At 31.9% G+C, this 20,992-nt stretch carries 24 protein-coding genes; 8 read left to right on the top strand and 16 right to left on the bottom strand.

All coding sequences use genetic code 11. The features are described from left to right. Nucleotide 1: 1 nt before the first annotated feature. Nucleotides 2–904, top strand: a complete 903-nt coding sequence (porD, locus tag EAH69_RS10080) for a type IX secretion system protein PorD (RefSeq protein WP_121935079.1) — start codon at nt 2–4, stop codon at nt 902–904. 2 nt (nt 905–906) lie between these two features. Further along, entirely contained in the window at nt 907–2,562 is a 1,656-nt protein-coding gene (recN, locus tag EAH69_RS10075; RefSeq protein WP_121935078.1) for a DNA repair protein RecN, read from the top strand. Nucleotides 2,563–2,612: 50 nt separating this feature from the next. Here the strand turns inward: recN and EAH69_RS10070 are convergent, their stop codons facing one another. The 3 genes from EAH69_RS10070 to EAH69_RS10060 form a co-directional block, all read right to left on the bottom strand. After that, complete coding sequence (locus tag EAH69_RS10070; protein ID WP_121935077.1) at nt 2,613–3,128, bottom strand: MFS transporter; 516 nt, start codon at nt 3,126–3,128, stop codon at nt 2,613–2,615. 84 nt (nt 3,129–3,212) lie between these two features. Next, nucleotides 3,213–4,085, bottom strand: coding sequence for a nucleoside phosphorylase (locus tag EAH69_RS10065; protein WP_121935076.1), 873 nt, complete (start codon nt 4,083–4,085; stop codon nt 3,213–3,215). A 65-nt stretch (nt 4,086–4,150) separates the two neighbouring features. After that, nucleotides 4,151–4,480 (bottom strand): translation initiation factor, encoded by a 330-nt coding sequence (locus EAH69_RS10060; RefSeq protein ID WP_121935075.1) that lies wholly within the window; start codon nt 4,478–4,480, stop codon nt 4,151–4,153. Between the two features lie 606 nt (nt 4,481–5,086). Here EAH69_RS10060 and EAH69_RS10055 point away from each other — a divergent pair. The 6 genes from EAH69_RS10055 (at nt 5,087) to EAH69_RS10030 (ending at nt 9,227) form a co-directional block, all read left to right on the top strand. After that, on the top strand, nt 5,087–5,455 hold the full coding sequence (locus tag EAH69_RS10055; protein WP_230466779.1) for a LytR/AlgR family response regulator transcription factor: 369 nt from the start codon (nt 5,087–5,089) through the stop codon (nt 5,453–5,455). A 57-nt stretch (nt 5,456–5,512) separates the two neighbouring features. Next, entirely contained in the window at nt 5,513–5,860 is a 348-nt protein-coding gene (locus tag EAH69_RS10050; RefSeq protein WP_121935074.1) for a DUF2185 domain-containing protein, read from the top strand. Between the two features lie 100 nt (nt 5,861–5,960). Next, the gene (locus EAH69_RS10045; RefSeq protein WP_121935091.1) at nt 5,961–6,314 is read left to right on the top strand and encodes a YkvA family protein; all 354 of its coding nucleotides are present in this window, start codon (nt 5,961–5,963) and stop codon (nt 6,312–6,314) included. A 114-nt stretch (nt 6,315–6,428) separates the two neighbouring features. Next, the gene (miaA, locus tag EAH69_RS10040; RefSeq protein WP_121935073.1) at nt 6,429–7,352 is read left to right on the top strand and encodes a tRNA (adenosine(37)-N6)-dimethylallyltransferase MiaA; all 924 of its coding nucleotides are present in this window, start codon (nt 6,429–6,431) and stop codon (nt 7,350–7,352) included. A 164-nt stretch (nt 7,353–7,516) separates the two neighbouring features. Then, nucleotides 7,517–8,287: an isocitrate lyase/PEP mutase family protein gene (locus EAH69_RS10035; RefSeq protein WP_121935072.1), complete on the top strand. Its 771-nt coding sequence runs from the start codon at nt 7,517–7,519 to the stop codon at nt 8,285–8,287. Between the two features lie 43 nt (nt 8,288–8,330). Further along, nucleotides 8,331–9,227 carry a hypothetical protein gene (locus EAH69_RS10030; RefSeq protein ID WP_121935071.1) on the top strand — a complete coding sequence of 299 codons (897 nt, stop codon included), beginning with the start codon at nt 8,331–8,333 and terminating at the stop codon, nt 9,225–9,227. A 63-nt stretch (nt 9,228–9,290) separates the two neighbouring features. Here the strand turns inward: EAH69_RS10030 and EAH69_RS10025 are convergent, their stop codons facing one another. The 13 genes from EAH69_RS10025 to EAH69_RS09965 all read right to left on the bottom strand — a co-directional run bounded on the left by EAH69_RS10025 (nt 9,291) and on the right by EAH69_RS09965 (nt 20,990). Then, a complete protein-coding gene (locus tag EAH69_RS10025; protein ID WP_121935070.1) occupies nt 9,291–10,046 on the bottom strand; it encodes an enoyl-CoA hydratase/isomerase family protein in 756 nt (251 codons plus the stop codon). Between the two features lie 84 nt (nt 10,047–10,130). Further along, nucleotides 10,131–12,182: a phenylacetic acid degradation bifunctional protein PaaZ gene (gene paaZ, locus EAH69_RS10020; protein ID WP_121935069.1), complete on the bottom strand. Its 2,052-nt coding sequence runs from the start codon at nt 12,180–12,182 to the stop codon at nt 10,131–10,133. A gap of 155 nt (nt 12,183–12,337) precedes the next feature. Beyond that, nucleotides 12,338–12,931, bottom strand: a complete 594-nt coding sequence (locus EAH69_RS10015; protein WP_121935068.1) for an acyltransferase — start codon at nt 12,929–12,931, stop codon at nt 12,338–12,340. A 154-nt stretch (nt 12,932–13,085) separates the two neighbouring features. Beyond that, nucleotides 13,086–14,291, bottom strand: coding sequence for a 3-oxoadipyl-CoA thiolase (pcaF, locus tag EAH69_RS10010; RefSeq protein ID WP_121935067.1), 1,206 nt, complete (start codon nt 14,289–14,291; stop codon nt 13,086–13,088). Nucleotides 14,292–14,371: 80 nt separating this feature from the next. Further along, nucleotides 14,372–14,785: a hydroxyphenylacetyl-CoA thioesterase PaaI gene (paaI, locus tag EAH69_RS10005; protein WP_121935066.1), complete on the bottom strand. Its 414-nt coding sequence runs from the start codon at nt 14,783–14,785 to the stop codon at nt 14,372–14,374. 35 nt (nt 14,786–14,820) lie between these two features. Next, nucleotides 14,821–15,978, bottom strand: coding sequence for a 3-hydroxyacyl-CoA dehydrogenase NAD-binding domain-containing protein (locus EAH69_RS10000; protein WP_121935065.1), 1,158 nt, complete (start codon nt 15,976–15,978; stop codon nt 14,821–14,823). 3 nt (nt 15,979–15,981) lie between these two features. Further along, nucleotides 15,982–16,767, bottom strand: a complete 786-nt coding sequence (locus tag EAH69_RS09995; protein ID WP_121935064.1) for an enoyl-CoA hydratase-related protein — start codon at nt 16,765–16,767, stop codon at nt 15,982–15,984. Nucleotides 16,768–16,774: 7 nt separating this feature from the next. Then, nucleotides 16,775–17,263 (bottom strand): 1,2-phenylacetyl-CoA epoxidase subunit PaaD, encoded by a 489-nt coding sequence (paaD, locus tag EAH69_RS09990; protein WP_121935063.1) that lies wholly within the window; start codon nt 17,261–17,263, stop codon nt 16,775–16,777. Beyond that, nucleotides 17,257–18,033 (bottom strand): 1,2-phenylacetyl-CoA epoxidase subunit PaaC, encoded by a 777-nt coding sequence (gene paaC, locus EAH69_RS09985; protein ID WP_121935062.1) that lies wholly within the window; start codon nt 18,031–18,033, stop codon nt 17,257–17,259. The genes paaD and paaC overlap by 7 nt, the downstream gene beginning before the upstream one ends. Before the next feature lie 3 nt (nt 18,034–18,036). After that, complete coding sequence (gene paaB, locus EAH69_RS09980; protein WP_121935061.1) at nt 18,037–18,324, bottom strand: 1,2-phenylacetyl-CoA epoxidase subunit PaaB; 288 nt, start codon at nt 18,322–18,324, stop codon at nt 18,037–18,039. 6 nt (nt 18,325–18,330) lie between these two features. Next, nucleotides 18,331–19,296 (bottom strand): 1,2-phenylacetyl-CoA epoxidase subunit PaaA, encoded by a 966-nt coding sequence (gene paaA / locus EAH69_RS09975; RefSeq protein ID WP_121935060.1) that lies wholly within the window; start codon nt 19,294–19,296, stop codon nt 18,331–18,333. Nucleotides 19,297–19,324: 28 nt separating this feature from the next. Further along, nucleotides 19,325–20,407, bottom strand: a complete 1,083-nt coding sequence (paaE, locus tag EAH69_RS09970) for a 1,2-phenylacetyl-CoA epoxidase subunit PaaE (protein WP_121935059.1) — start codon at nt 20,405–20,407, stop codon at nt 19,325–19,327. Nucleotides 20,408–20,417: 10 nt separating this feature from the next. Next, nucleotides 20,418–20,990 (bottom strand): TetR/AcrR family transcriptional regulator, encoded by a 573-nt coding sequence (locus EAH69_RS09965; RefSeq protein ID WP_121935058.1) that lies wholly within the window; start codon nt 20,988–20,990, stop codon nt 20,418–20,420. Nucleotides 20,991–20,992 lie beyond the last annotated feature (2 nt).

Raw genomic sequence — 20,992 nt, 5'->3', positions numbered from 1 at the left:
AATGAGAAAATTAGCATCATTATTCTTTTCTGTATGTGTTTGTACTGTAGCACTTTCACAAAGTATTATGGCTGATGTAAAAGTGGATTATTCACAAGTACAAAGTTCTAATACTCAGGTATATGAAACATTACAACGTTCATTAATCAATTTTATAAATTCGACTAAATGGACAGATGATCGTTTAAAACCTCACGAAAGAATTGAAGCTAATTTTTTAATTTTAGTTTCAAAAAGAGATAATAATAGATTTACCGCCAGTATCCAGGTACAATCTCGTCGACCTGTTTTCAACTCGACTTACTACACTCCACTTTTGAATTTAAATGATACAAACTTCACATTTGAATATACTGAATATGAAGAATTAATTTTTAATGAAAGAAAGTTTAGTGGTAAAAATCTAACAGATGTAATTACCTATTATGTTTATTTGATTTTGGGTTATGATGCAGATTCTTTTAGTCGTGATGGAGGAACAGAGTATTTTAAAACTGCTCAGCGTATTTCAAACTTTGGTCAAAGTTCTCGCTTCAGTGGATGGAGTGAATTAGATGGATTACAATCACGTACTTCATTAATCAACAACATCTTAAAAGCAGATAATAAAACATTACGTACATTAAATTATCAATATCACCGTAACGGTTTAGATGTTATGGCGGATAATGAATTACGTGGTAAAAATGCAATTGGTAATGCATTATTACAGTTAGAGTTTTATACAAGAGGGAGTTATGCTCAATTCTATCCATTAGAAATTTTTATGACTGCGAAAAAAGATGAGATAGGAAAAATCTTTGGAGGAGGTCAAGTTTCATCAGTTAATGTAGAAAAAATGAAAGAAACTTTCAATTCAATCTCTCCTAAGAATTCAAGTATTTGGAATAATTTGAAAAAATAGAAATGCTTAAAACATTACGTGTCAATAATTTTGCAATTATAGATCAATTAGAAATTGATTTTCATCAAGGAATGACCACTATTACTGGTGAAACCGGAGCTGGTAAATCAATTCTTTTGGGTGCATTAAAATTAGTTCTTGGGGAAAGAGCTGATCTTAAAGCATTAAAAAACAGTAATGAAAAATGTATTATTGAAGCAGTTTTTGATATCAAAAACTTAGACTTACAAGAATTTTTTGAAGAAAATGATTTAGATTATGAAGATGAATCTATCTTACGTCGTGAATTATTACCTTCGGGAAAATCGCGTGCTTTTATCAATGATACTCCTGTTAAAATAAATGATTTACATTTATTGTCTGAACAATTAATTGATATTCATTCACAATTTAATACACCAAAAATTTTCGAACATGACTTTCAGTTGAGTATGTTAGATATTTATGGTGAAAATAAAGACTTACTTAAAAAGTATAAAAAATTATATACCGATTATGTAAGTGTGAAGAAGAAAATTAAAGAAGCTCAATATTCATTAGAAAATCAATCACAAGATTTAGATTATAAACTTCACCTTTGGGAAGAATTAAGTAATGCTAATTTACGTGTAGATGAGTTAGAAAATTTAGAAGCTGAAATAAAATCACTTGCTAATGTCGAAGAAATTCTTGCAACATTAGGAGAAGCGTATCAATTTTTGGATCACCCAGAAATGGGAATTGTTTCTCAATTAAATGAAGCAAGTAATAAAATCAACAAGATTAGTGGCTATGCATCTGATATTGAAGATTTATATCAACGTATGATTTCTTCAAAAATTGAGTTAGATGATATTGCGAGTGAATTACAAGCAAGAATTGAAAGTACAGAATTAAATCCTGAGAAATTACAAGAATTAAATGATCGTTTTGATTTACTTCATCGTTTATTAAGAAAACATAATTCGAACACAATTGAAGATTTAATTATTGTAAGAGATCAATTAGAAACGCAAACTTCAGGTTTTGATAATTTAAGTGATTTGATTATTCAATTAACGAAACAATTAAATTCAATTTCCACAGATCTTGAAAAAATTGCAAGTAAAATCAGAAAAAATCGTTTATCATCTATTTATACGATTAAAGAAAATATTCTATCTACCCTATCTCAATTAGGTATGGAAAATTCTCAATTGACGATTCAATTAGATGAAGTTTCTGATTTTACGCCTACAGGAAAAGATCAAGTTCAATTTTTATTTTCTGCGAACAAAGGAATGGAGCCAAGGGTTTTTGAAAAATCTGTTTCTGGTGGTGAACGTTCACGTTTAATGTTGGCAATCAAGAAGTTATTAGCAACTCATACCCATTTACCAACTTTAATTTTAGATGAAATTGACACTGGAATTTCTGGAAAAGTTGCGAACGAAACTGGAAAAGTAATGAAGACTATGGCTGAAAATATGCAGCTTTTAGTAATTACTCACCTGCCACAAGTTGCTTCTAAAGGTAATTATCAGATCAAAGTTTATAAAGAAGTTGTTGATGATATGACAAAAACTAATGTTGTTGAAATGTCTGAAGATGAAAGACTTAAAGAAATTGCTCAAATGATTTCTGGTTCAGATATTACAGATGCAGCTATAGATCAAGCTAAAAAACTAATGTATCAATAATAAAAAATCCGTCTTTATTAGGCGGATTTTTTTGTGTGATTAATATAATATTATGTTAAACTAAAAATGTAATATTTAGACTTTTTATACTTGTTATACGTATGTAAAGAAACAAAGTAATAGTAAAAAACTGCTATAACACATAAAATTCCTGACATTAAGAATAATTTTTGAAAACCTAAAGTTTCAACAAATTTACCTACTGCAACCATTCCAATTCCTAATCCTAAATCTATCGCAATAAAAAAAGTAGAATTTGCTGATCCTCTTTTTTCCGGAGTTGTCATATTCATGAACTGAGTTTGAAATGCTGGAATCGAGACTCCAAAACCTAAACCAATAAAATAAAAGGATTCTAAAATTGGATATGCAATAAAGAAGTAACCAAGAGCAATTGATGAAATTCCTAAAATATTAACTTGGTTAATCCAACCTTTATCAATTAGCTTTCCACTAAAAATTCTTGATGTTGCAATACTCAAAAACATATAACTTGCTCCTTCAATTTTTAATTCTTTACCATACATTACTCCAAAAGTGTAAAGTGCACCGTAAGTAATTTCCAATAATATTTTTATTGGTCAATTGTATTCATATTCAAAAAAAAAACCGATATACTTTGTATACCGGTTTTTATAATAATTTTTATTTTATAGTGCTAAACGATCCAATGCGTAAACAATCATATTGTCTACAGTTGTGTATGGATCTTTACTAAATTCACCTAAAATTCTGTTTGCAACAATAGCATTTAAAGATAATGCTTCGTGTCCCATCATTTTAGCTAAACCGTAAATTGCAGAAGTTTCCATTTCAAAATTAGTAATTCTTAAATCACCATGAGAAAATGAAGTTAGATATTCATTAATATCTGCTGGATTTGGTTCTAATCGTAAAAAACGACCTTGAGGACCATAAAACCCACAAGCTGTTGCTGTTATACCTTGTTTAGTTTGATTAGAAACTAATTTATTCATCAAAGATTCTGAGGCTTCAACTAAATAAGGTCTAGTTTTTTTCTCAGACCAATTCGTATGAGCGATAAAAGCGTCTTCAACTTCTGGCATCATTACATCTTCACTTCCTTTGTAATAATGTAATAAACCATCTAACCCAAGACCATGTGAACCAATAACATAAGAATCTACAGGAATATCAGCTTGTAAAGCACCAGAAGTTCCTAAACGAACAAAAGATAACTTTCTTAATTCTGATTTTACTTCTCCTGTTTCTAAATCAATATTTGCTAATGCGTCTAATTCAGAAAAAACAATATCAATATTATCAGTTCCCATACCTGTAGAAATCACCGTCATACGTGTTCCTTTGTAAGTACCTGTATGTGTAACAATTTCTCTTTTAGATGCTTTATGTTCTATTGTATCAAAGTGTTGTGAAACTCTTTCAACACGGTTAGGATCTCCTACCGTGATAACTATATCTGCTAAATGTTCTGGTCTAATATTACAATGGTAAATACTTCCGTCTGCATTTAATATCAATTCTGATGATGCTTTACTCATGGTTTTTAATATTAAAAATAAACAACTAAAATACTACGGATATTTTTATCTATCAAATAAAGTTATTAACCACCTACGCGTTTAACTTTGAATCCTTTATCTTTTAAGTACGCCATAATCTTATCACGATAATCACCCTGAATAATTATTTGTTCGTCTTTAAAGCTACCTCCAACACCTAAAAATTGTTTAATTTCTTTTGCTAAAAGTTTAAAATCTTCAATTTCTCCTTCGTAACCTTCAATGATAGTATTTACTTTTCCTTTTCTTTTTTCAAACTTACAAATTAGAGGTTCTTTCTGAACAAATAATTCATGCGGTTGATCCTCTACTTCTTCTTCAGGTGTAGGAATATGATCTGGAAATAATGCTTTTAGTTGATCTTCTAAACTCATTTTAATTTATGTAATAAGTATATTTTTTAAAAAACAAATTTAAGATATTTTCTAATTCTATATTTAAAATTGTTTGTCAATTATTGTTTGTCAATTTTTATGAGTAAATCAAGTTGTTGTCATATAAAATTATTAAGTAAATTTCTATAATTCATTTTCAAATCAATTCAAATCATTTTGAATAAATATTCATAATTATATCTTTATCAATATGATATAATGTTTTAAATTAAATAAATAAGGCCAACAGCATATATTTTAATGTCTGATTAAGAAATATTGACATTTTGAAAAATACAATTATAAAATATTGCTTCTTAATAATAATTGCATTTTTATTGTAAGAATTATAAATCAATTACAAACACCAAAAATTGATTTGAATTAAGCTAACACATTAACAAAATGGCCTAATATTGATAACAAACTATTCGAAGAAAATATTAATCATAAGGCTCGATTAGATATCAGTCATGCAGATCAATTATAGTTTTTAACCTTGGCAGATCATTACAAAGGTTATGTTAATTTAACCAATTAGACTTACGATTATGGTGATGAATCTACAACATGGGCATCAACAAATCTTAATAAATTTATCACCATTTGCTGCAAAATCAAAAGAATATTAATTCAATAGAATCTAATACTAATGAATATTTATTTATAAAAGCTGATCGCAAATTTTATAAAATTATGCTTGCCGATATTTTATATATAGTAGGTTTAAAAGATTATGTTGTGATACATACGCAACAGCAAAAATTAATTACTGCTATGAATCTTAAAACAATTCATCAAAAAATTGATTTAGATACTTTTTTACGTGTAAGTAAATCCTATATTGTAAACACCAATCCTATTACTTCTTTTGATAATCATACTGTGTATATCAACGAAAACAATATTCCAATGGGAGAAGTTTACCGAAATGATTTTATAGCTAAATATTCCGACGGAATTTTAAATTTATAAAATTCGTTTCATCATAAAATAATAACAATCTTTGTACATTAAAACGAATAAACGATTATGACAGATAAAATTTTTACTAAAAGTATGGATGAGGTTAGTGAAATTATTACAAAACCTATGGGTTATGGATTAGTAACTGACAGAATTTTAGTTGATGGACAATCAATAAACTACATGTATCGTGAAGAACCTGACAATAAACAAGACAGTGGTTGGCGTTTTTTTGCAGGTGATGAAGATGAGGAATATTTAGATAATGAAACAAACATCGAAATAATGAATGTAAACACAATTGCTCATTATGATAAAAGTATTATCCCATTTTTAGAGGCTCCTTATGGTTCTGCATTTGGAAAAAATGAAAATGGAGAATTTGAAGAAGAAGAATTAGTGACTGAAGATTAATTCATAGCGAATTCAATAATTGATAATTAAATCTATATTTATTGTTTTGGCATATACTTTGTATTACATAGTACGTTAATCAAAATTTTAAATATTGAAAATGAACAAATCTAAGTTTTTTAAAGTAGCAGGTGCTGCTGCGATGAAAGCACAACAAGACAAATCTTTCTTTGATAAAGTAAAAGCTTTTTTCAGAATGATTGCCGCTTTCAGAAAAAAACAGTACAAACCTGAATTATCAAATCTTGTATTCGGATTTTTAGCGGTAGTATATATTGTATCTCCTATCGATATTATCCCAGAAGCGTTATTTGGTCCGTTTGGTTTAATTGATGATTTTGGTATTTTAATGTTCGGAATGAAATACTTTAACAAAGAAGTAATCAATTTTATGCAGTGGGAAACAAACTACACTAAATATGATAACGTAGAAGATGCAAAAATCATAAAATAATAAATTCTAAATTTAAAGTTCGGTCAAATTGATCGGACTTTTTTTATCGAATTTTTCTATCCTAAAAATACAAACTATCTTGCACCCGAATTAAACGAAGGTTGAAATAAGAAGATGCAAAATTTATCACATCCAAAAACATTAATTAGCATTGTAGGTCCTACAGCTATTGGGAAAACTAATTTAGCAATACAGGTTGCTAAACACTTTAATTGTGAAATTATTTCGTGCGATAGTCGCCAATTTTTTAAAGAAATGAAAATTGGTACGGCTGTACCTTCGGATGATGAATTGGCTGAAGTTAAACATCATTTTATTCAGAATATTTCTATACATGAAATATATTCAGTTGGTGATTTTGAACGTGATGGTTTAAAATTCTTAGATAATTACTTCCAAACAAACGATGTTTGCGTAATGGTTGGTGGATCTGGTTTATACGAAAAAGCAATTACTGTTGGTTTTGATCAATTTCCGGATGTTGACCCATCTATTCGTGAAACATTAAATAAAGAATTAGAAGAATTTGGAATTGAAAAATTACAAGAAGAACTAAAAAATAAAGATTTAGCCTACTTTAACGAAGTCGATATTCAAAATAAACAACGTGTAACTCGTGCTCTTGAAATAATCCGTGGCACAGGAAAACCTTTTTCATCTTTTAGAAATCAAAACACAAATCCCCGACCTTTTAACATTGTTAAAATTGGATTAGAATTACCTCGAGAAGAAATGTACGATCGTATTAATAGACGTGTAGATATAATGATAAACGAAGGTTTGCTAGATGAATCAAAACAATTATATCCTTTAAAAGAATTAAACGCTCTACAAACTGTTGGATACCGTGAATTATTTGAGTTTTTTGATGACAATTTTACTCAAGAATTTGCTATAGAAGAAATTAAAAAGAATACACGCCGATTTGCTAAACGTCAAATGACATGGTTTAAAAAAGATGAACAAGTAAAATGGTTCTCTCCTCTTGATCATAAAAATATTATACAACATATTGAATCACAAAAATCGAGCAGTTAATGTTCGATTTTTTTTTTTATAAATCAGTCAAATCTTTCTCCTCTTTCTTTTTATATTCTATTTTAATCACATATTAGTCTATTAATACTATAGAATATGTTATTGATATATAGAAGTAATATTAGCATAATATTTGTTGTGTAACATTATTCAAAACCTTAACTATGAATCATTACGAAGAATTTAAAAAATTACATTATTCAGATCAACCACTAATAATCGGAAATGTTTGGGATGCAATAAGTACAAAAGCTTGTGAAAATGCTGGATACACTGCAATAAATATATCAAGTCATCCGGTAGCTGATATGCTTGGATATGAAGATGGTCAAAATATGAGTTTTGATGAGATTTATTTTATTAGTAAAAGAATAAAAGCATCTACTCCACTTCATGTATCGGTTGATATTGAAGCAGGTTATACGGATAACACAGATATTCTAAATCATTATGTTGAACGATTAGTTGATATTGGTATTTGTGGAATTAATTTAGAAGACGGTATTACTAATGGTAATGCAAGAAAATTAGCCGATGTTACTGTTTTAGAGAAAAAAATTAAATCGATTAAAGATTATTTAAAATCTAAGGATAAAGATATTTTCATAAACGCAAGAATTGATACATATACAACAAAACATCCAGAAGCATTTAATGAAACATTGAATCGTGCACAAGTATATGAAGAAGCTGGTGCTGATGGTGTATTTGTGCCATTAATTGAAGATGATCACGAAATCAGAACTTTATTAGATACAGTAGAAATAGCCTTAAATGTATTTTTAACACCAAAATTAGCCGATTACAATCATATAACATCATTAGGAATACATCGACTAAGCAGCGGAAATAAAGTGCAAGCAAAAGTTAACGAATTAACAAATGAAATTTTTGAAGATTTATATCAAAACAAAAACTTTAAAAGATTATTGTAAAATATAAATATCAAATAATTGTACATTTAGGGAAATCAATTCTATGAAAAAGATTTCCCTTTTTTTATACTTATTTATCACCTTTAATTTAGTTCATGCACAAAATACGAATAACGAAATTCCGTTTCGTTTAACACAATACAACAACATTGTTGTGCCTGTTATTTTAAATGAAACAGATTCAGTTCAACTAATGTTTCATACTGGTTCTGATTACATTTCGATGATCGAAAAATCTTTGCCAAAACTAAAATCAATGCAAATTAATGATACCATTCAGGATGTGACATCTTGGGCTGGTAATTCAGATCAATTAATGAGTAAAAACAATTCGGTCTCATTAGGTAACCAACATTATAAAGCTATTCCTATTCTAATTGATAAACAATCTGGATATGAAACTGATGGAAAAATTGGATTAAAATTCTTTCAAAATAAGTTCATTGAAATTGATTTTGAATCAAATAAATTAAAGGTTTATGATGTTTTACCAAATTACGCTCAATCTTTTGGTAAACTTGAATCAAGATATTCAAATCACACCTTATATTTTAATGCTTTTCCTATAATTGATAAAGATTCTATTGAAACTGAATTTATGTTTCATACAGGATATTCTGGCGCAATTGTTTTTTCAGATGAATATGTCAAAAACAACCATTTATTAGAAAAAATTAATCCAACCGGACAAACTCAATTTAGTGATGCAGCTGGAAATAAAATTATTTCCAAAACTGGAATTTTAGAACAATTGAATCTTCAAAATCAAAGTCTAAACACTATTCCTATTTCATTTTTTGATAGTCAGATTAAAATTCAACGTACCAATATTTTTGGTGGAGATTTAATTAAACGCTTCAATTGGATATTCTCTCCTGATTTTAAAACCATCTATTTCAAACCAAATAAACATTTTCACGATTCCTATTTTAAATTATAAAAAAAGCCACCTAAAAGGTGGCTTAACTCATAATAAATAATACATCAATAAATTTGAAAAATCTTATTTCGATTTGAATTGATTAATTGCTTTGATTGTAAATTCAGATAAAACTAATTCTCCAGAGATTTTAGCTCTTTCAATTAATAATTCATCCCAATTTTCAGTACCTTCCCAAGCAACACGTTTCAAATGTTTCATTGCTTCTGGGTTTGATGATGCTAATTTTCCTGCTAATGTTGCAATAGATGCATCCATTTCTTCTGCAGTAGCAAATACTTCAGCATATAAACCTTTTTCTTTCGCCCATTGTGCAGACTGGAATTCTGTTGCATTAATTGCCATATGTGTAAAAGCAGAAGTTCCAACTTTACGCTCTACTGCTGGTCCAACAACAAATGGTCCGATACCTACAGCTAATTCAGATAATTTTACTGCTGCAAACTCTGTTGCAAAAGTATAATCTGCGGCAGAAGCAATTCCAACTCCACCTCCAACTGCTCTACCTTGAATACGAGCTAAAACAAATTTTGGTGCTTTACGGATTGCATTGATTACATGTGCAAATCCTGAAAAGAATTCTAATCCGGTTTCACGATCTTTGATTGAAATTAATTCGTCAAAAGATGCACCAGCACAAAATGTTCTATCACCAGCACTTTTTAAAACGATAACTTTAACATCATCATTATTACCTAATTTTTCAATTTCAGTAGCTAAATTTCTTAATTGAGAACCTGGCATTGAATTACTTTGATAGTGGTAAAATTCAATTGTACCAATTCCGTTTACTATATCTGATTTTACGTAAGCTTCCATTATATAATTTGTTAATGTGACAATGTGATAATTTGATAATTAATTAGCTAATTAACGAATTATCACATTAAATAATTAATAAAATTAGTCTTGATTTAATTTTTTAACCATTGTTAAAATTGTTGCAATACCAACTGTTTCTCCAGTTTCATCGTAGATATCTACTAACCAACGAACAATACCTTTTGCGATATCGTTTTCGTCTTTTTTCTCTTGATCGATTTTCTCTTTACAAGTAAAACGAACTCCAATTGTAGAACCTGGATAAACTGGTTTAACGAAACGACATTCATCTAAACCGTAGTTTAATAAAACAGGTCCTTTTTTCGCTAAAACGAATAATCCTGCAGCTTTTGATAATAAATAATATCCGTGTGCAACGTTTCTTTCGAAAATTGTTCCTTCTAATGAAGTTGCATCAACGTGAGCATAGAAATTATCTCCAGATAAAGCCGCAAAAGCATTGATATCTGATTGTTGAATTGTATGTTTCGCTGTAATTAACGTATCACCAATTTTTACTTCTTCGAAGTGTTTTGCGAATGGATGTTTATCTTCTTCAATGTAATCTGCACCGTATTGATATTGTTGAGTAACAGCTGTTAATTTATTTGGCGAACCTTGTAAAGCTGTACGTTGCATATAGTGTAATACACCTCGTTTACCTCCCATTTCTTCTCCACCTCCGGCACGACCTGGACCACCGTGAACTAATAATGGTAATGGTGAACCGTGTCCTGTAGATTCTTTAATACACTCTGCATCTAAAATTACGATACGTCCGTGTAATGAACCTGCGTTTAATACGAATTCTGTCGCTACATCATTATCTGCTGTTACGATAGAACAAACTAAAGATCCTTTACCCATACGAACTAATTCAACCGCTTCTGCCGTTCCGTTGTAAGGAATAATTGTAGAAACTGGTCCAAATGCTTCGATGTTATGAACATCCGTTTTATTGAATGGATCGTTGTTTAAGAATAAAATTGGAGAAATGAAAGAACCTTTGTTTTTATCCGCACCTTTTACTTCGAAATTATCTAAGTTTCCGAAAATGATTTCTTGCGATTTAGCTAATTCTTCAACTTTCTCACGCACTTCTTTTACTTGTGCTGCACCAGCTAAAGCTCCCATTCGAACACCTTCTACATTTGGATCTCCAATTGTAGTTGTAGCTAAACGCTGTCCTAAAGCAATTTGAACATCTTCTACTAAATGAGAAGGAACTAATGCACGACGTACTGCAGTACATTTCTGACCCGCTTTAGTCGTCATCTCACGTGTAACCTCTTTGATAAAAATATCAAATTCTGGAGAACCAACTTGTACATCTTCACCTAATACACAAGCATTTAATGAATCTGCTTCCAAGTTAAATGGAACTCCTTCGGAAGCAATTCTTGGATGAGATTTTAACATTTGTCCTGTTGAAGCTGAACCTGTAAATGTTACAACATCTTCAGATTCTACATAATCTAAGATTCCGTTTGCTGAACCTGAAATCAATTGTAATGCTCCTTCTGGTAAAATACCTGATTCGATAATCGCACGAACAACTGTTTCAGTTAAGAAAGATGTGATTGTTGCAGGTTTAACAATTGCAGGAACTCCCGCTAAAAAGTTAACTGCAATTTTTTCTAACATTCCCCAAACTGGGAAGTTAAATGCATTGATATGAATAGCAACACCACGTTTTGGTGTTAAAATATGTGTTCCTAAGAATGTTCCGTTTTTAGAGATTTTGTGTGTTTCTCCTTCAACGTAATATGGTTGATCTCCGAACTGACGACGTAACGATGCATTTGCAAATAAGTTACCAATTCCTCCTTCGATATCAACCCATGAATCTGCACGTGTTGCTCCAGTTGCCCAAGAAACTGTGTAGAATTCTTCTTTTCTTTCCATTAAATATAATGCTAATTTTTTCAACATTAATCCTCTTTCTTGGAAAGTCATTTTACGTAAAGTTGGACCTCCAACTGTACGTGCATAATCCATCATCGCGCCAAAGTCTAAACCAGCTGATGATGCAGTTGCAATTTCGTCACCCGTAATCGCGTTATATAACATTTGCCCTTCAGACGAACCGTTAGTCCATTGTCCTAAAGCATAATTTCCTAATTGTTTAGCCATTTTTTATGTTGTTTGTGTTTTTTAAAGTTTTATGTTATAAGTAGTAAGTTATTAGTTTTTGTCATTCTGAGTTTATCTCAGAATCTCACTCTATTGATGTGATCCTGAAACAAGTTCAGGATGATGTACTAATTAAAACCTACAACGTAATACGTTTATTTCGTTTCGTTCCAAGTCTTATAGTTATTCGCCATCGACTCGTAATAATAATCCGGAACTTCAGTTAATGGTTCACAAGGTTTTAAACTATCATGGCAATCGCTTGGCAATTGCATATATTGTTGTGTTCCTTGATCCTTCCATTCGATCATTTGATCTGATACTTGTTTTACGATTTTTGCAGGATTACCAACGACAACGCTACGAGTTGGAATATGTGTATCTGCTTTTACAAAAGCCAAAGCACCTACTATACATTCGTCCTCAATAATTACATTATCCATTACAACAGCATTCATTCCGACCATGCAATTGCGACCAATTGTAGCTCCATGAATAATTGCTCCGTGACCAATATGCGCTTTTTCTTTTAAACGAACCGTCGTTCCTGGAAACATATGAATGGTACAATTTTCTTGTACATTACAATTATCTTCAATTATGATTTGTCCCCAATCACCACGTAAAGCACATCCAGGTCCGATGTAAACATCTTTACCGATAATCACATTTCCTGTAACAACTGCTTGTGGATGAATAAAAGCGGTTGGATGAACTACTGGTTTATAACCTTTAAATTCGTAAATCATATTCTTTAAATTTGAGAAATTAGTATTGAGATTTGAGGAATTCTAAAAGTCATGTTGAACTTGTTTCATCATCACATCAAGTTTATGAGATCCTGAAATAAATTCTGGATGACATTAGACTCTAAAATCTAACCTCTCAATACTAACATCAATTTTATGCTCTTTCAATTACTACTGCGTATCCTTGTCCTAAACCAATACACATTGTTACTAATGCATAACGTTTTCCTGTAGCTTGTAATTCGTAAGCTGCAGAATTTAAGATACGAGAACCTGACATTCCAAGTGGATGACCTAAAGCAATCGCTCCACCATTTGGATTAATACGAGGATCATTATCAGCTAAACCAAAAGCACGAGTACAAGCCAAAGCTTGAGCCGCAAAAGCTTCGTTTAATTCAATCACATCAATATCATTCATTGTTAAACCAGCTTTTTCTAAAGCAATTTTAGAAGCATTAACTGGTCCGATTCCCATGACACGAGGCTCAACACCTGCAACACCAGAAGAAACAATTCTTGCCATTGGCGTTAATCCAAAATCTTTAATTGCTTGTTCTGAAGCTAAGATATTTGCTGACGCACCATCATTTAAACCTGAAGCATTACCTGCAGTAACAGTTCCATCTGCTTTAAATGCTGGACGTAATTTTGATAAAATTTCTAATGTTGTATCGTTTTTAGGAAATTCATCAGTATCAAAAATGATTGGATTTCCTTTACGTTGTGGAATTTCAACTGCAACAATTTCTTTTGCTAAACGACCATTTGCTTGAGCAGCTGCCGTTTTTTGTTGAGACCAAACAGCGAATAAATCTTGATCTTCACGTGAAATATTATCACGTTCCGCTAAGTTTTCTGCTGTATTTCCCATTCCATCAACGCCCCACATTTCTTTCATTTTTGGATTGATAAAACGCCAACCGAAAGTTGAATCGTAAATCTGTGCATCACCACCAAAAGGAGAAGCCGATTTTGAAACTACCAAAGGCGCTCGAGTCATCGATTCAGCTCCACCAGAAATCATTAATTGAGCATCACCAACCTGAATTGCTCTTGAAGCAGCAATTGCAGCAGATAAACCAGAAGCACATAAACGGTTTACTGTTTCACCTGGCACAGTGTATGGTAAACCAGATAATAAAGCCGACATACGTGCAATGTTACGGTTATCCTCACCTGCTTGGTTTGCATTTCCGAAGATTACATCATAAAATACAGCTGGATCGATTGATGGATTTCTCTTTAATAATTCTGCAATTACCATAGCTCCCATATCATCTGGACGAACAGCTGATAATCCTCCTTTTAATTTTCCGATTGGAGTTCTAACTCCATCAATAATATATGTTTGGTTCATTTTATACTTAGTTTTGAGTTTTGAGTTTTAAGTTTTGAGTTGATTCTCAGAACTCAAAACCCATAACATTTAACTGAAAATTATTCTTCAATCAAAGGTTTACCTGTTCTAAAGCAAGTTCCTTTAAATAAAGCAATTAACTCGTTGTTTTGATTTGTAACTTTGATATCGTAAATACCTGTTTTTTTAGTTGTAGAAACTTCTTGAGATTCAATAGTAAATACATCTCCATCGCGTCCAGCTTTCGTAAAAGAAATATGAACATCTAAGGCTACAGAAATATTATTGTACATATTACAAGAAAAAGCAAAAGCAGAATCAGCCATTGAAAAAGTTACACCTCCGTGAACTGAGCCAACGCCATTCATCATTTCTGGACGAATTTTAGCTTGTAATTTTGCGTATCCTTCTCTTACTTCAAGAACTTCTAAACCTAACCATTCGCTAAATTTATCGTTAGCTGTCATTGCATGTAATAATCTTTGTGGTTCCATTTTTGTGTGATTTTAAGTTCTGGTTTTGATAATATTTAGTAGAATGTTTTGTTTTCTTTCACCATATTACGGATAATAGGGCTCAAACGGTAACGATCTTCGTGGTAATGATTATATAATTCATCTAAATCATTTTGTACGTTTTCAATTCCGTATTCATCTGCCCATTTTAATAATCCTTTCGGATAGTTAACACCTTTCGTCATCGCTGTATCTAAATCCTCGCGATTGGCAATGTTCAAGAATAAAGCATCTGCAGCTTCGTTAATTAACATTACTAAAACACGTTTATAGATTTTTTCTAATAAAGCTTGATCTTGATTCGGTGCTTTTTTCTCTACACCTTCAGCGTAGTTATAAAATCCACGACCAGATTTACGTCCGTAATATCCTGCTTCAAATAAACGTTTTTGAGAGAAAGATGGTTTAAAACGAGGATCATAAAAGAATGATTCAAAAACCGATTCTGTTACACGATAATTTACATCATGTCCAATAAAATCCATTAACTCAAATGGTCCCATACGGAAACCTCCTAAAGAAGTCATCGCAAAATCAATTGTTTCTGCATCTGCAACACCTTCTTCTAAAATACGAATAGATTCACTGTAAAATGGACGAGCCACGCGGTTTACAATAAATCCAGGTGTATCTTTTGTGATTACAGGTAATTTACCAACAGATTGTATTAATGCTTTAATTTCTTCAGCTAAACCTTCGCGTGTTTGCACTGCTGGAATAATTTCTACCAAAGCCATTAATGGCGCAGGATTGAAAAAGTGAATTCCAATAACACGTTCTGGATTAGTACAAGCTGATGCAATTGATGCGATTGATAAAGATGAAGTGTTTGAAGCTAAAATACAGTTTTCAGAAACGATTTCTCCCACTTGTTTGAAAACAGATTTTTTAATATCTAAGTTTTCAATAATTGCTTCGATCATTAAATCAATTGAAGCAAAAGCTTCTAAATTTGATGCATATTCTATAGCATCTTGAATTTCTTGTGCTTTTTCAGCTGTATATTTTTCTTTCGCTACTAACTTCTCAAAAGTCTTCGCTAAGTTTTGTTTTGAACGATCTAAAGCGTCTTGATTTGTGTCATATAAAACAACTGGATGACCTGCTTGTGCAAAAACTTGCGCAATTCCGGATCCCATTGCTCCACCACCAATAATTCCTATTTTTTTCATTTTTTACTCGCCTTTGAAAACTGGATTTCTTTTTTCTAAGAATGCATCAACACCTTCTTTGTAATCGGCAGTGTTTCCTGATTTATCCTGAAAAAATCCTTCTTGTATTAATTGTTCTTCAATTGAATTTTGAAACGTTTGGTTCAATAATTTCTTTGTGTAAGCCAAACCTTTCGTTGGTAAATTTGCTAGTTTATCAGCCAATTTTGCAACGTTTGCATCAAATTCATCATCAGCAAAATAATCGTAAATCATTCCGATTTCTTTTGCTTGAGAAGCTGGAACTTTGTCCGCTAACATCATTAATGCAGAAGCTCTTTGAAAACCAATTAAACGAGGTAAAAAATAAGTTCCTCCACAATCTGGGATTAAACCAATTTTAGAGAATGCTTGAATAAAATTTGCAGATTCTTTTGCTACAACAATATCACAAGCTAAAGCTAAATTTGCTCCAGCACCAGCAGCAACACCGTTAACAGCAGCAATAACTGGTTTCTCCATATTTCTAATTTTTAGAACTAATGGATTGTAGTTTTCGTTTACGATTTTATTGAAGTCGATATCTTTTTCTTCTAAAACTTCGCCTAAATCTTGACCAGCGCAGAATGCTTTTCCAGAGGCAGTTAAAACAACTGCACGTACTGAGGCATCTTGGGCTGCAACATCTAAATGATGTTGAAGTGATTTAATCATTTCGTGATTAAAACTATTAAAAACAGAAGGACGATTCAACGTAATCGTAGCAATTCCTCCCTCTTGTGTGTATAGGATTGATGTTGAATTTTCCATAATTATTTTAGTGATGACATTTGAAATAATCAAACGGTTCGTGACAATCATTACATTGATACATCGCTTTGCAGGCAGTCGAACCGAATTGACTGATTAGACGCGTGTCTTGTGAACCACATTGTGGACATTCGATATTTTGCTCATCAGAGAAAAGTGCGTCTGTAGAAGGATTTTTTGTGGGAGGCGCAATTCCGTACGCCTTCATTTTTTGTTTTCCTTCTTCAGTCATCCAATCAGTCGTCCAAGAAGGACTTAACTGATTGATGACATTGATATTTTTTAATCCTTTTTCTATTAACTTTAGACGGATTGAAATTGAAATTGCACTCATTGCAGGACATCCTGAATAGGTTGGTGTAATGGTAACATTCACCTTTTGGTCTTCTAAAATTTCAATTTTACGAACGACTCCTAAATCAAGAACACTAATCACTGGAATTTCAGGATCAGGAACTTCCTCCAACCATTGCCAAATTTCTTTTTCTGTTACCATTGTAAGTTTGGATAAGTTCTTTGCATGTATTGCAAATCTGTTAATATATATCCTAAGTGCTCTGTATGAACACCTTCTTTACCTCCTTTTTGTGCGAATGCATTTTCTACATCAGCAGTTAAAGTAGCTTCTTCTAAGATTTCGTTTACTTTAGCTAACCATGCTGCTTTAAATTCAGCAACATCAGCAATTAAACCTTCTTCGATTAATACTTTTTGGTAAGATGCAGGAATGAAAGCCTCATTAACATAAGGTAAAATATCATTCACAGCTTCTTGGATTTTATCGTGAGATTCTTGTGTTCCATCACCTAAACGAATCATCCATTCAGAAGACCATTTTGCGTGGTATTTTACTTCTTTCAATGATTTTTCAGCAATAGATTGTAATTTTAAATCTTTAACTTTTAACAACTGCTCTAATAACATTACATGGTACGTATCGTAGAAGAACTGGCGTGCAACTGTATTTCCGAAGTGACCGTTTGGTTGCTCTACTAACAATAAGTTTTTGTACTCACGCTCTTCACGTAACATCGCTAACGTATCTTCTGTAGCACCATTTCCAATCATTTCAGCCGCATACTCATAATAATTAGATGTTTGCCCTAATAAATCTAAAGCTATATTAGTTACCGCAATATCTTGTTCTAAAATTGGTCCATGCCCACATAATTCTCCAAGACGCTGTCCTAAAATTAAATTTGTATCTGCTAAATGCAAGATAAAATCTATGTAATTTTGATTGTTTTGATAAACTGTTGCAGTCATAAATTACATGTTTTTAATTTCTTCTGGTACGTCATAAAAAGTTGGATGACGGTAAACTTTATCTTCAGCTGGATCAAAGAATTGATCAGCTTCGTCTGGATTAGAAGCATGAATATTAGAAGATTCAACAACCCAAATACTAACACCTTCCATACGACGAGTATAAACGTCACGAGCATTTTCTAATGCCATTTTCTCGTCAGCAGCATGTAAACTACCTACGTGTTTGTGATCTAATCCTTGTCTACTTCTAATGAATACTTCCCATAAAGGCCAATCTCTATTTTCCATTTTATTTTATGCGTTTTTGCGTTGTTCTTGATTTAATTCTCTTTGTTTTCTCTTTTCTTGGTATGCTGTTGCAGCATCACGTACCCAAGCACCATTTTCATGTGCTTTACGACGAGCATCTAAACGTTGTTTGTTACATTTTCCGTTTCCTTTTACCACATTCCAGAATTCTTCCCAATCAATTTCTCCGAAATCGTAATGTCCTCTTTCTTCGTTCCATTTTAAATCTGGATCAGGAATAGTTAATCCTAAATATTCAGCTTGATGAACTGTGATATCTACGAAACGTTGACGTAATTCGTCATTAGAGAAACGTTTAATTCTCCATTTCATTGATAGTTCAGAGTTAGAAGATTCTTCATCTTTTGGTCCAAACATCATTAATGTAGGCCACCACCAACGGTTCATTGCATCTTGCATCATAGCTTTTTGCTCTTCAGAACCACGAGATAACACCACTAAAGATTCGTACCCTTGTCTTTGGTGGAAAGATTCTTCTTTACAAACACGAACCATTGCACGAGCGTAAGGTCCGTAAGAAGTACGACATAATGGAACTTGATTTAAAATCGCTGCTCCGTCAACTAACCATCCAATCATACCTATATCTGCCCAAGTAAGAACAGGATAATTGAAGATTGAAGAGTATTTTGCTTTACCAGAATGTAAGTCATTTAACGTTTGAATACGTGAAACTCCTAACGTTTCTGCTGCGCAGTATAAGTATAATCCGTGACCAGCTTCGTCTTGAACTTTAGCTAACAAGATTTTCTTTCTATTTAAAGAAGGAGCTCTTGTGATCCAGTTCGCTTCTGGTAACATCCCTACAATTTCTGAGTGAGCATGTTGAGAGATTTGTCTAATTAATGTTTTACGGTATGCTTCTGGCATCCAATCTTTTGGTTCGATACGAACCTCGTTTTCGATTTTATTATCGAAAACTTGTTGTAAGTCAATTTCTTTAGCGCTCATAGCTTTTTCTTTTTTTCAGTTGAATAAATTACTTGATATCAAAATTTACTACTACTTCTTCAGAACGTGGATGCGCTTGACATGATAATACAAATCCTGCTTCTACTTCGTCTGGTTCTAATGAGTAATTGATATCCATGTGTACCTCACCTTTTTCTACTTTACACTTACAAGTGGCACAAACACCACCTTTACAAGCATAAGGTAAATCGGCACCATTTTTTAAAGCTGCATCTAAGATTGTCTCACCGTGGTAACCTAAATCAATCATTAAAGCCGAAGCATCTAATTTGATTGTTAACTTACTCATCGTATCATCAGAATCTGTTACTGCATTTTGGTGTTCAACCTTTTTCGCTTCTGCTGCTGCACTGTAGAATAATTCGAAATGAACTTTCTTTTTATCTACACCTGCTTCAACAAAAGAATCACGACCGCTTAAAATCATTTCTTCTGGACCGCATAAGAATACTTCATCTACTTGTTTAGGATCGATAATGTTTTGTAAGAAATAATCAATTTTCTCACGATCGATACGTCCACTTAAAATTTCAGCATCAGCAATTTCACGACTTAAGATGTTGTATACACTTAAACGCTCCATGTGCTTGTTTTTTAACGCTTCAATCTCTTCTTTAAAGATGATGTTACCTTTGTTACGGTTACCATATAATAGCACAAATTTGCTATTAGGCTCTGTGTTAAGAACTGCTTTCATGATAGACATTACTGGTGTAATCCCTGATCCTGCTACAATTCCTACATATAATTTTTCGTTTGAATCTTCAACTTCTGTATAAAAAGTACCTTGAGGAGTCATTACATCTAATGTATCTCCTGGCTGTAAAGTATCATTTACATAAGTTGAAAAAACTCCATTTTGAATCTTTTTAACTGCTACTCTTAATTCGCCTTCAGTTGGGCAAGAACAAATTGAGTAAGAACGTCTAATTTCTTCGTCGTTTTTAATGTCTTTAAACGTAAGGTATTGACCTTGTTTAAATTTAAATTCGTTTTGTAATTCAGTAGGCACATCTAATACAACAGAAACACATTCTGGAGTTTCGCGTACGACTTGCTTTACTGTTAATTTATGAAAATTGATTGCCATTACTTTAAGCTTAATTTTTTAATCCGTGTACTAAAAACGTTGTTAAATCATGTTTTAATTCGTCTGCCGTAACATCACGTCCAGGACGATACCATAATTCAATCCAACGTAAAGATGATAATAAGGTGAAAAGAGCAACTGAAACATGTAATTGTTTAAACTCACCCGTTTGCATACCTTTTGTTAAAATATTTGCAATACGGTTTTCATATCCTTTACGAACTTCTTTGTATAATTTCTTTTTAGGATCTGAAAGATTTTTCCAATCATTATTTGCAACTGACACTTCGTTTGGTTTTTCGATAATCAATTTGATATGTAATTCGATCAACCCTTTAAGTTTATCAGTATAAGAACATTCTCTTTCTTCAATTTCAGTGATAAAAGACAAGTATTCGTGAGCTACACTGAAACAAATTTCTTCTAAAATTTCATCTTTAGAACGAATATGATTATAAAGACTGGCTGCTTCTATTCCAACTTTTTCAGCTAACTCTCGCATTGATGTTGCAGAATAACCTTTTTGTTTAAAAATAATGGCAGCTTCGTTAATAATTAGTTCTTTCCTACTCTTTTTCGCCATAA

This window comes from Faecalibacter macacae (assembly GCF_003687725.1).
GTDB classification, from domain to species: Bacteria; Bacteroidota; Bacteroidia; order Flavobacteriales; family Weeksellaceae; genus Empedobacter; species Empedobacter macacae.
The sequence above is the reverse complement of the archived record's forward strand: the minus strand, read 5'-3'. Positions and strand labels throughout refer to the sequence as shown.

Bases quoted from the DNA above. Each gene is read 5' to 3' on its own strand.
- porD (WP_121935079.1), top strand. From the start codon at position 2: ATGAGAAAATTAGCATCATTATTCTTTTCTGTATGTGTTTGTACTGTA.
- recN (WP_121935078.1), top strand. From the start codon at position 907: ATGCTTAAAACATTACGTGTCAATAATTTTGCAATTATAGATCAATTA.
- EAH69_RS10065 (WP_121935076.1), bottom strand. From the start codon at position 4,085: ATGAGTAAAGCATCATCAGAATTGATATTAAATGCAGACGGAAGTATT.
- EAH69_RS10060 (WP_121935075.1), bottom strand. From the start codon at position 4,480: ATGAGTTTAGAAGATCAACTAAAAGCATTATTTCCAGATCATATTCCT.
- EAH69_RS10050 (WP_121935074.1), top strand. From the start codon at position 5,513: ATGACAGATAAAATTTTTACTAAAAGTATGGATGAGGTTAGTGAAATT.
- EAH69_RS10045 (WP_121935091.1), top strand. From the start codon at position 5,961: ATGAACAAATCTAAGTTTTTTAAAGTAGCAGGTGCTGCTGCGATGAAA.
- miaA (WP_121935073.1), top strand. From the start codon at position 6,429: ATGCAAAATTTATCACATCCAAAAACATTAATTAGCATTGTAGGTCCT.
- EAH69_RS10035 (WP_121935072.1), top strand. From the start codon at position 7,517: ATGAATCATTACGAAGAATTTAAAAAATTACATTATTCAGATCAACCA.
- EAH69_RS10030 (WP_121935071.1), top strand. From the start codon at position 8,331: ATGAAAAAGATTTCCCTTTTTTTATACTTATTTATCACCTTTAATTTA.
- EAH69_RS10025 (WP_121935070.1), bottom strand. From the start codon at position 10,046: ATGGAAGCTTACGTAAAATCAGATATAGTAAACGGAATTGGTACAATT.
- paaZ (WP_121935069.1), bottom strand. From the start codon at position 12,182: ATGGCTAAACAATTAGGAAATTATGCTTTAGGACAATGGACTAACGGT.
- EAH69_RS10015 (WP_121935068.1), bottom strand. From the start codon at position 12,931: ATGATTTACGAATTTAAAGGTTATAAACCAGTAGTTCATCCAACCGCT.
- pcaF (WP_121935067.1), bottom strand. From the start codon at position 14,291: ATGAACCAAACATATATTATTGATGGAGTTAGAACTCCAATCGGAAAA.
- paaI (WP_121935066.1), bottom strand. From the start codon at position 14,785: ATGGAACCACAAAGATTATTACATGCAATGACAGCTAACGATAAATTT.
- EAH69_RS10000 (WP_121935065.1), bottom strand. From the start codon at position 15,978: ATGAAAAAAATAGGAATTATTGGTGGTGGAGCAATGGGATCCGGAATT.
- EAH69_RS09995 (WP_121935064.1), bottom strand. From the start codon at position 16,767: ATGGAAAATTCAACATCAATCCTATACACACAAGAGGGAGGAATTGCT.
- paaD (WP_121935063.1), bottom strand. From the start codon at position 17,263: ATGGTAACAGAAAAAGAAATTTGGCAATGGTTGGAGGAAGTTCCTGAT.
- paaC (WP_121935062.1), bottom strand. From the start codon at position 18,033: ATGACTGCAACAGTTTATCAAAACAATCAAAATTACATAGATTTTATC.
- paaB (WP_121935061.1), bottom strand. From the start codon at position 18,324: ATGGAAAATAGAGATTGGCCTTTATGGGAAGTATTCATTAGAAGTAGA.
- paaA (WP_121935060.1), bottom strand. From the start codon at position 19,296: ATGAGCGCTAAAGAAATTGACTTACAACAAGTTTTCGATAATAAAATC.
- paaE (WP_121935059.1), bottom strand. From the start codon at position 20,407: ATGGCAATCAATTTTCATAAATTAACAGTAAAGCAAGTCGTACGCGAA.
- EAH69_RS09965 (WP_121935058.1), bottom strand. From the start codon at position 20,990: ATGGCGAAAAAGAGTAGGAAAGAACTAATTATTAACGAAGCTGCCATT.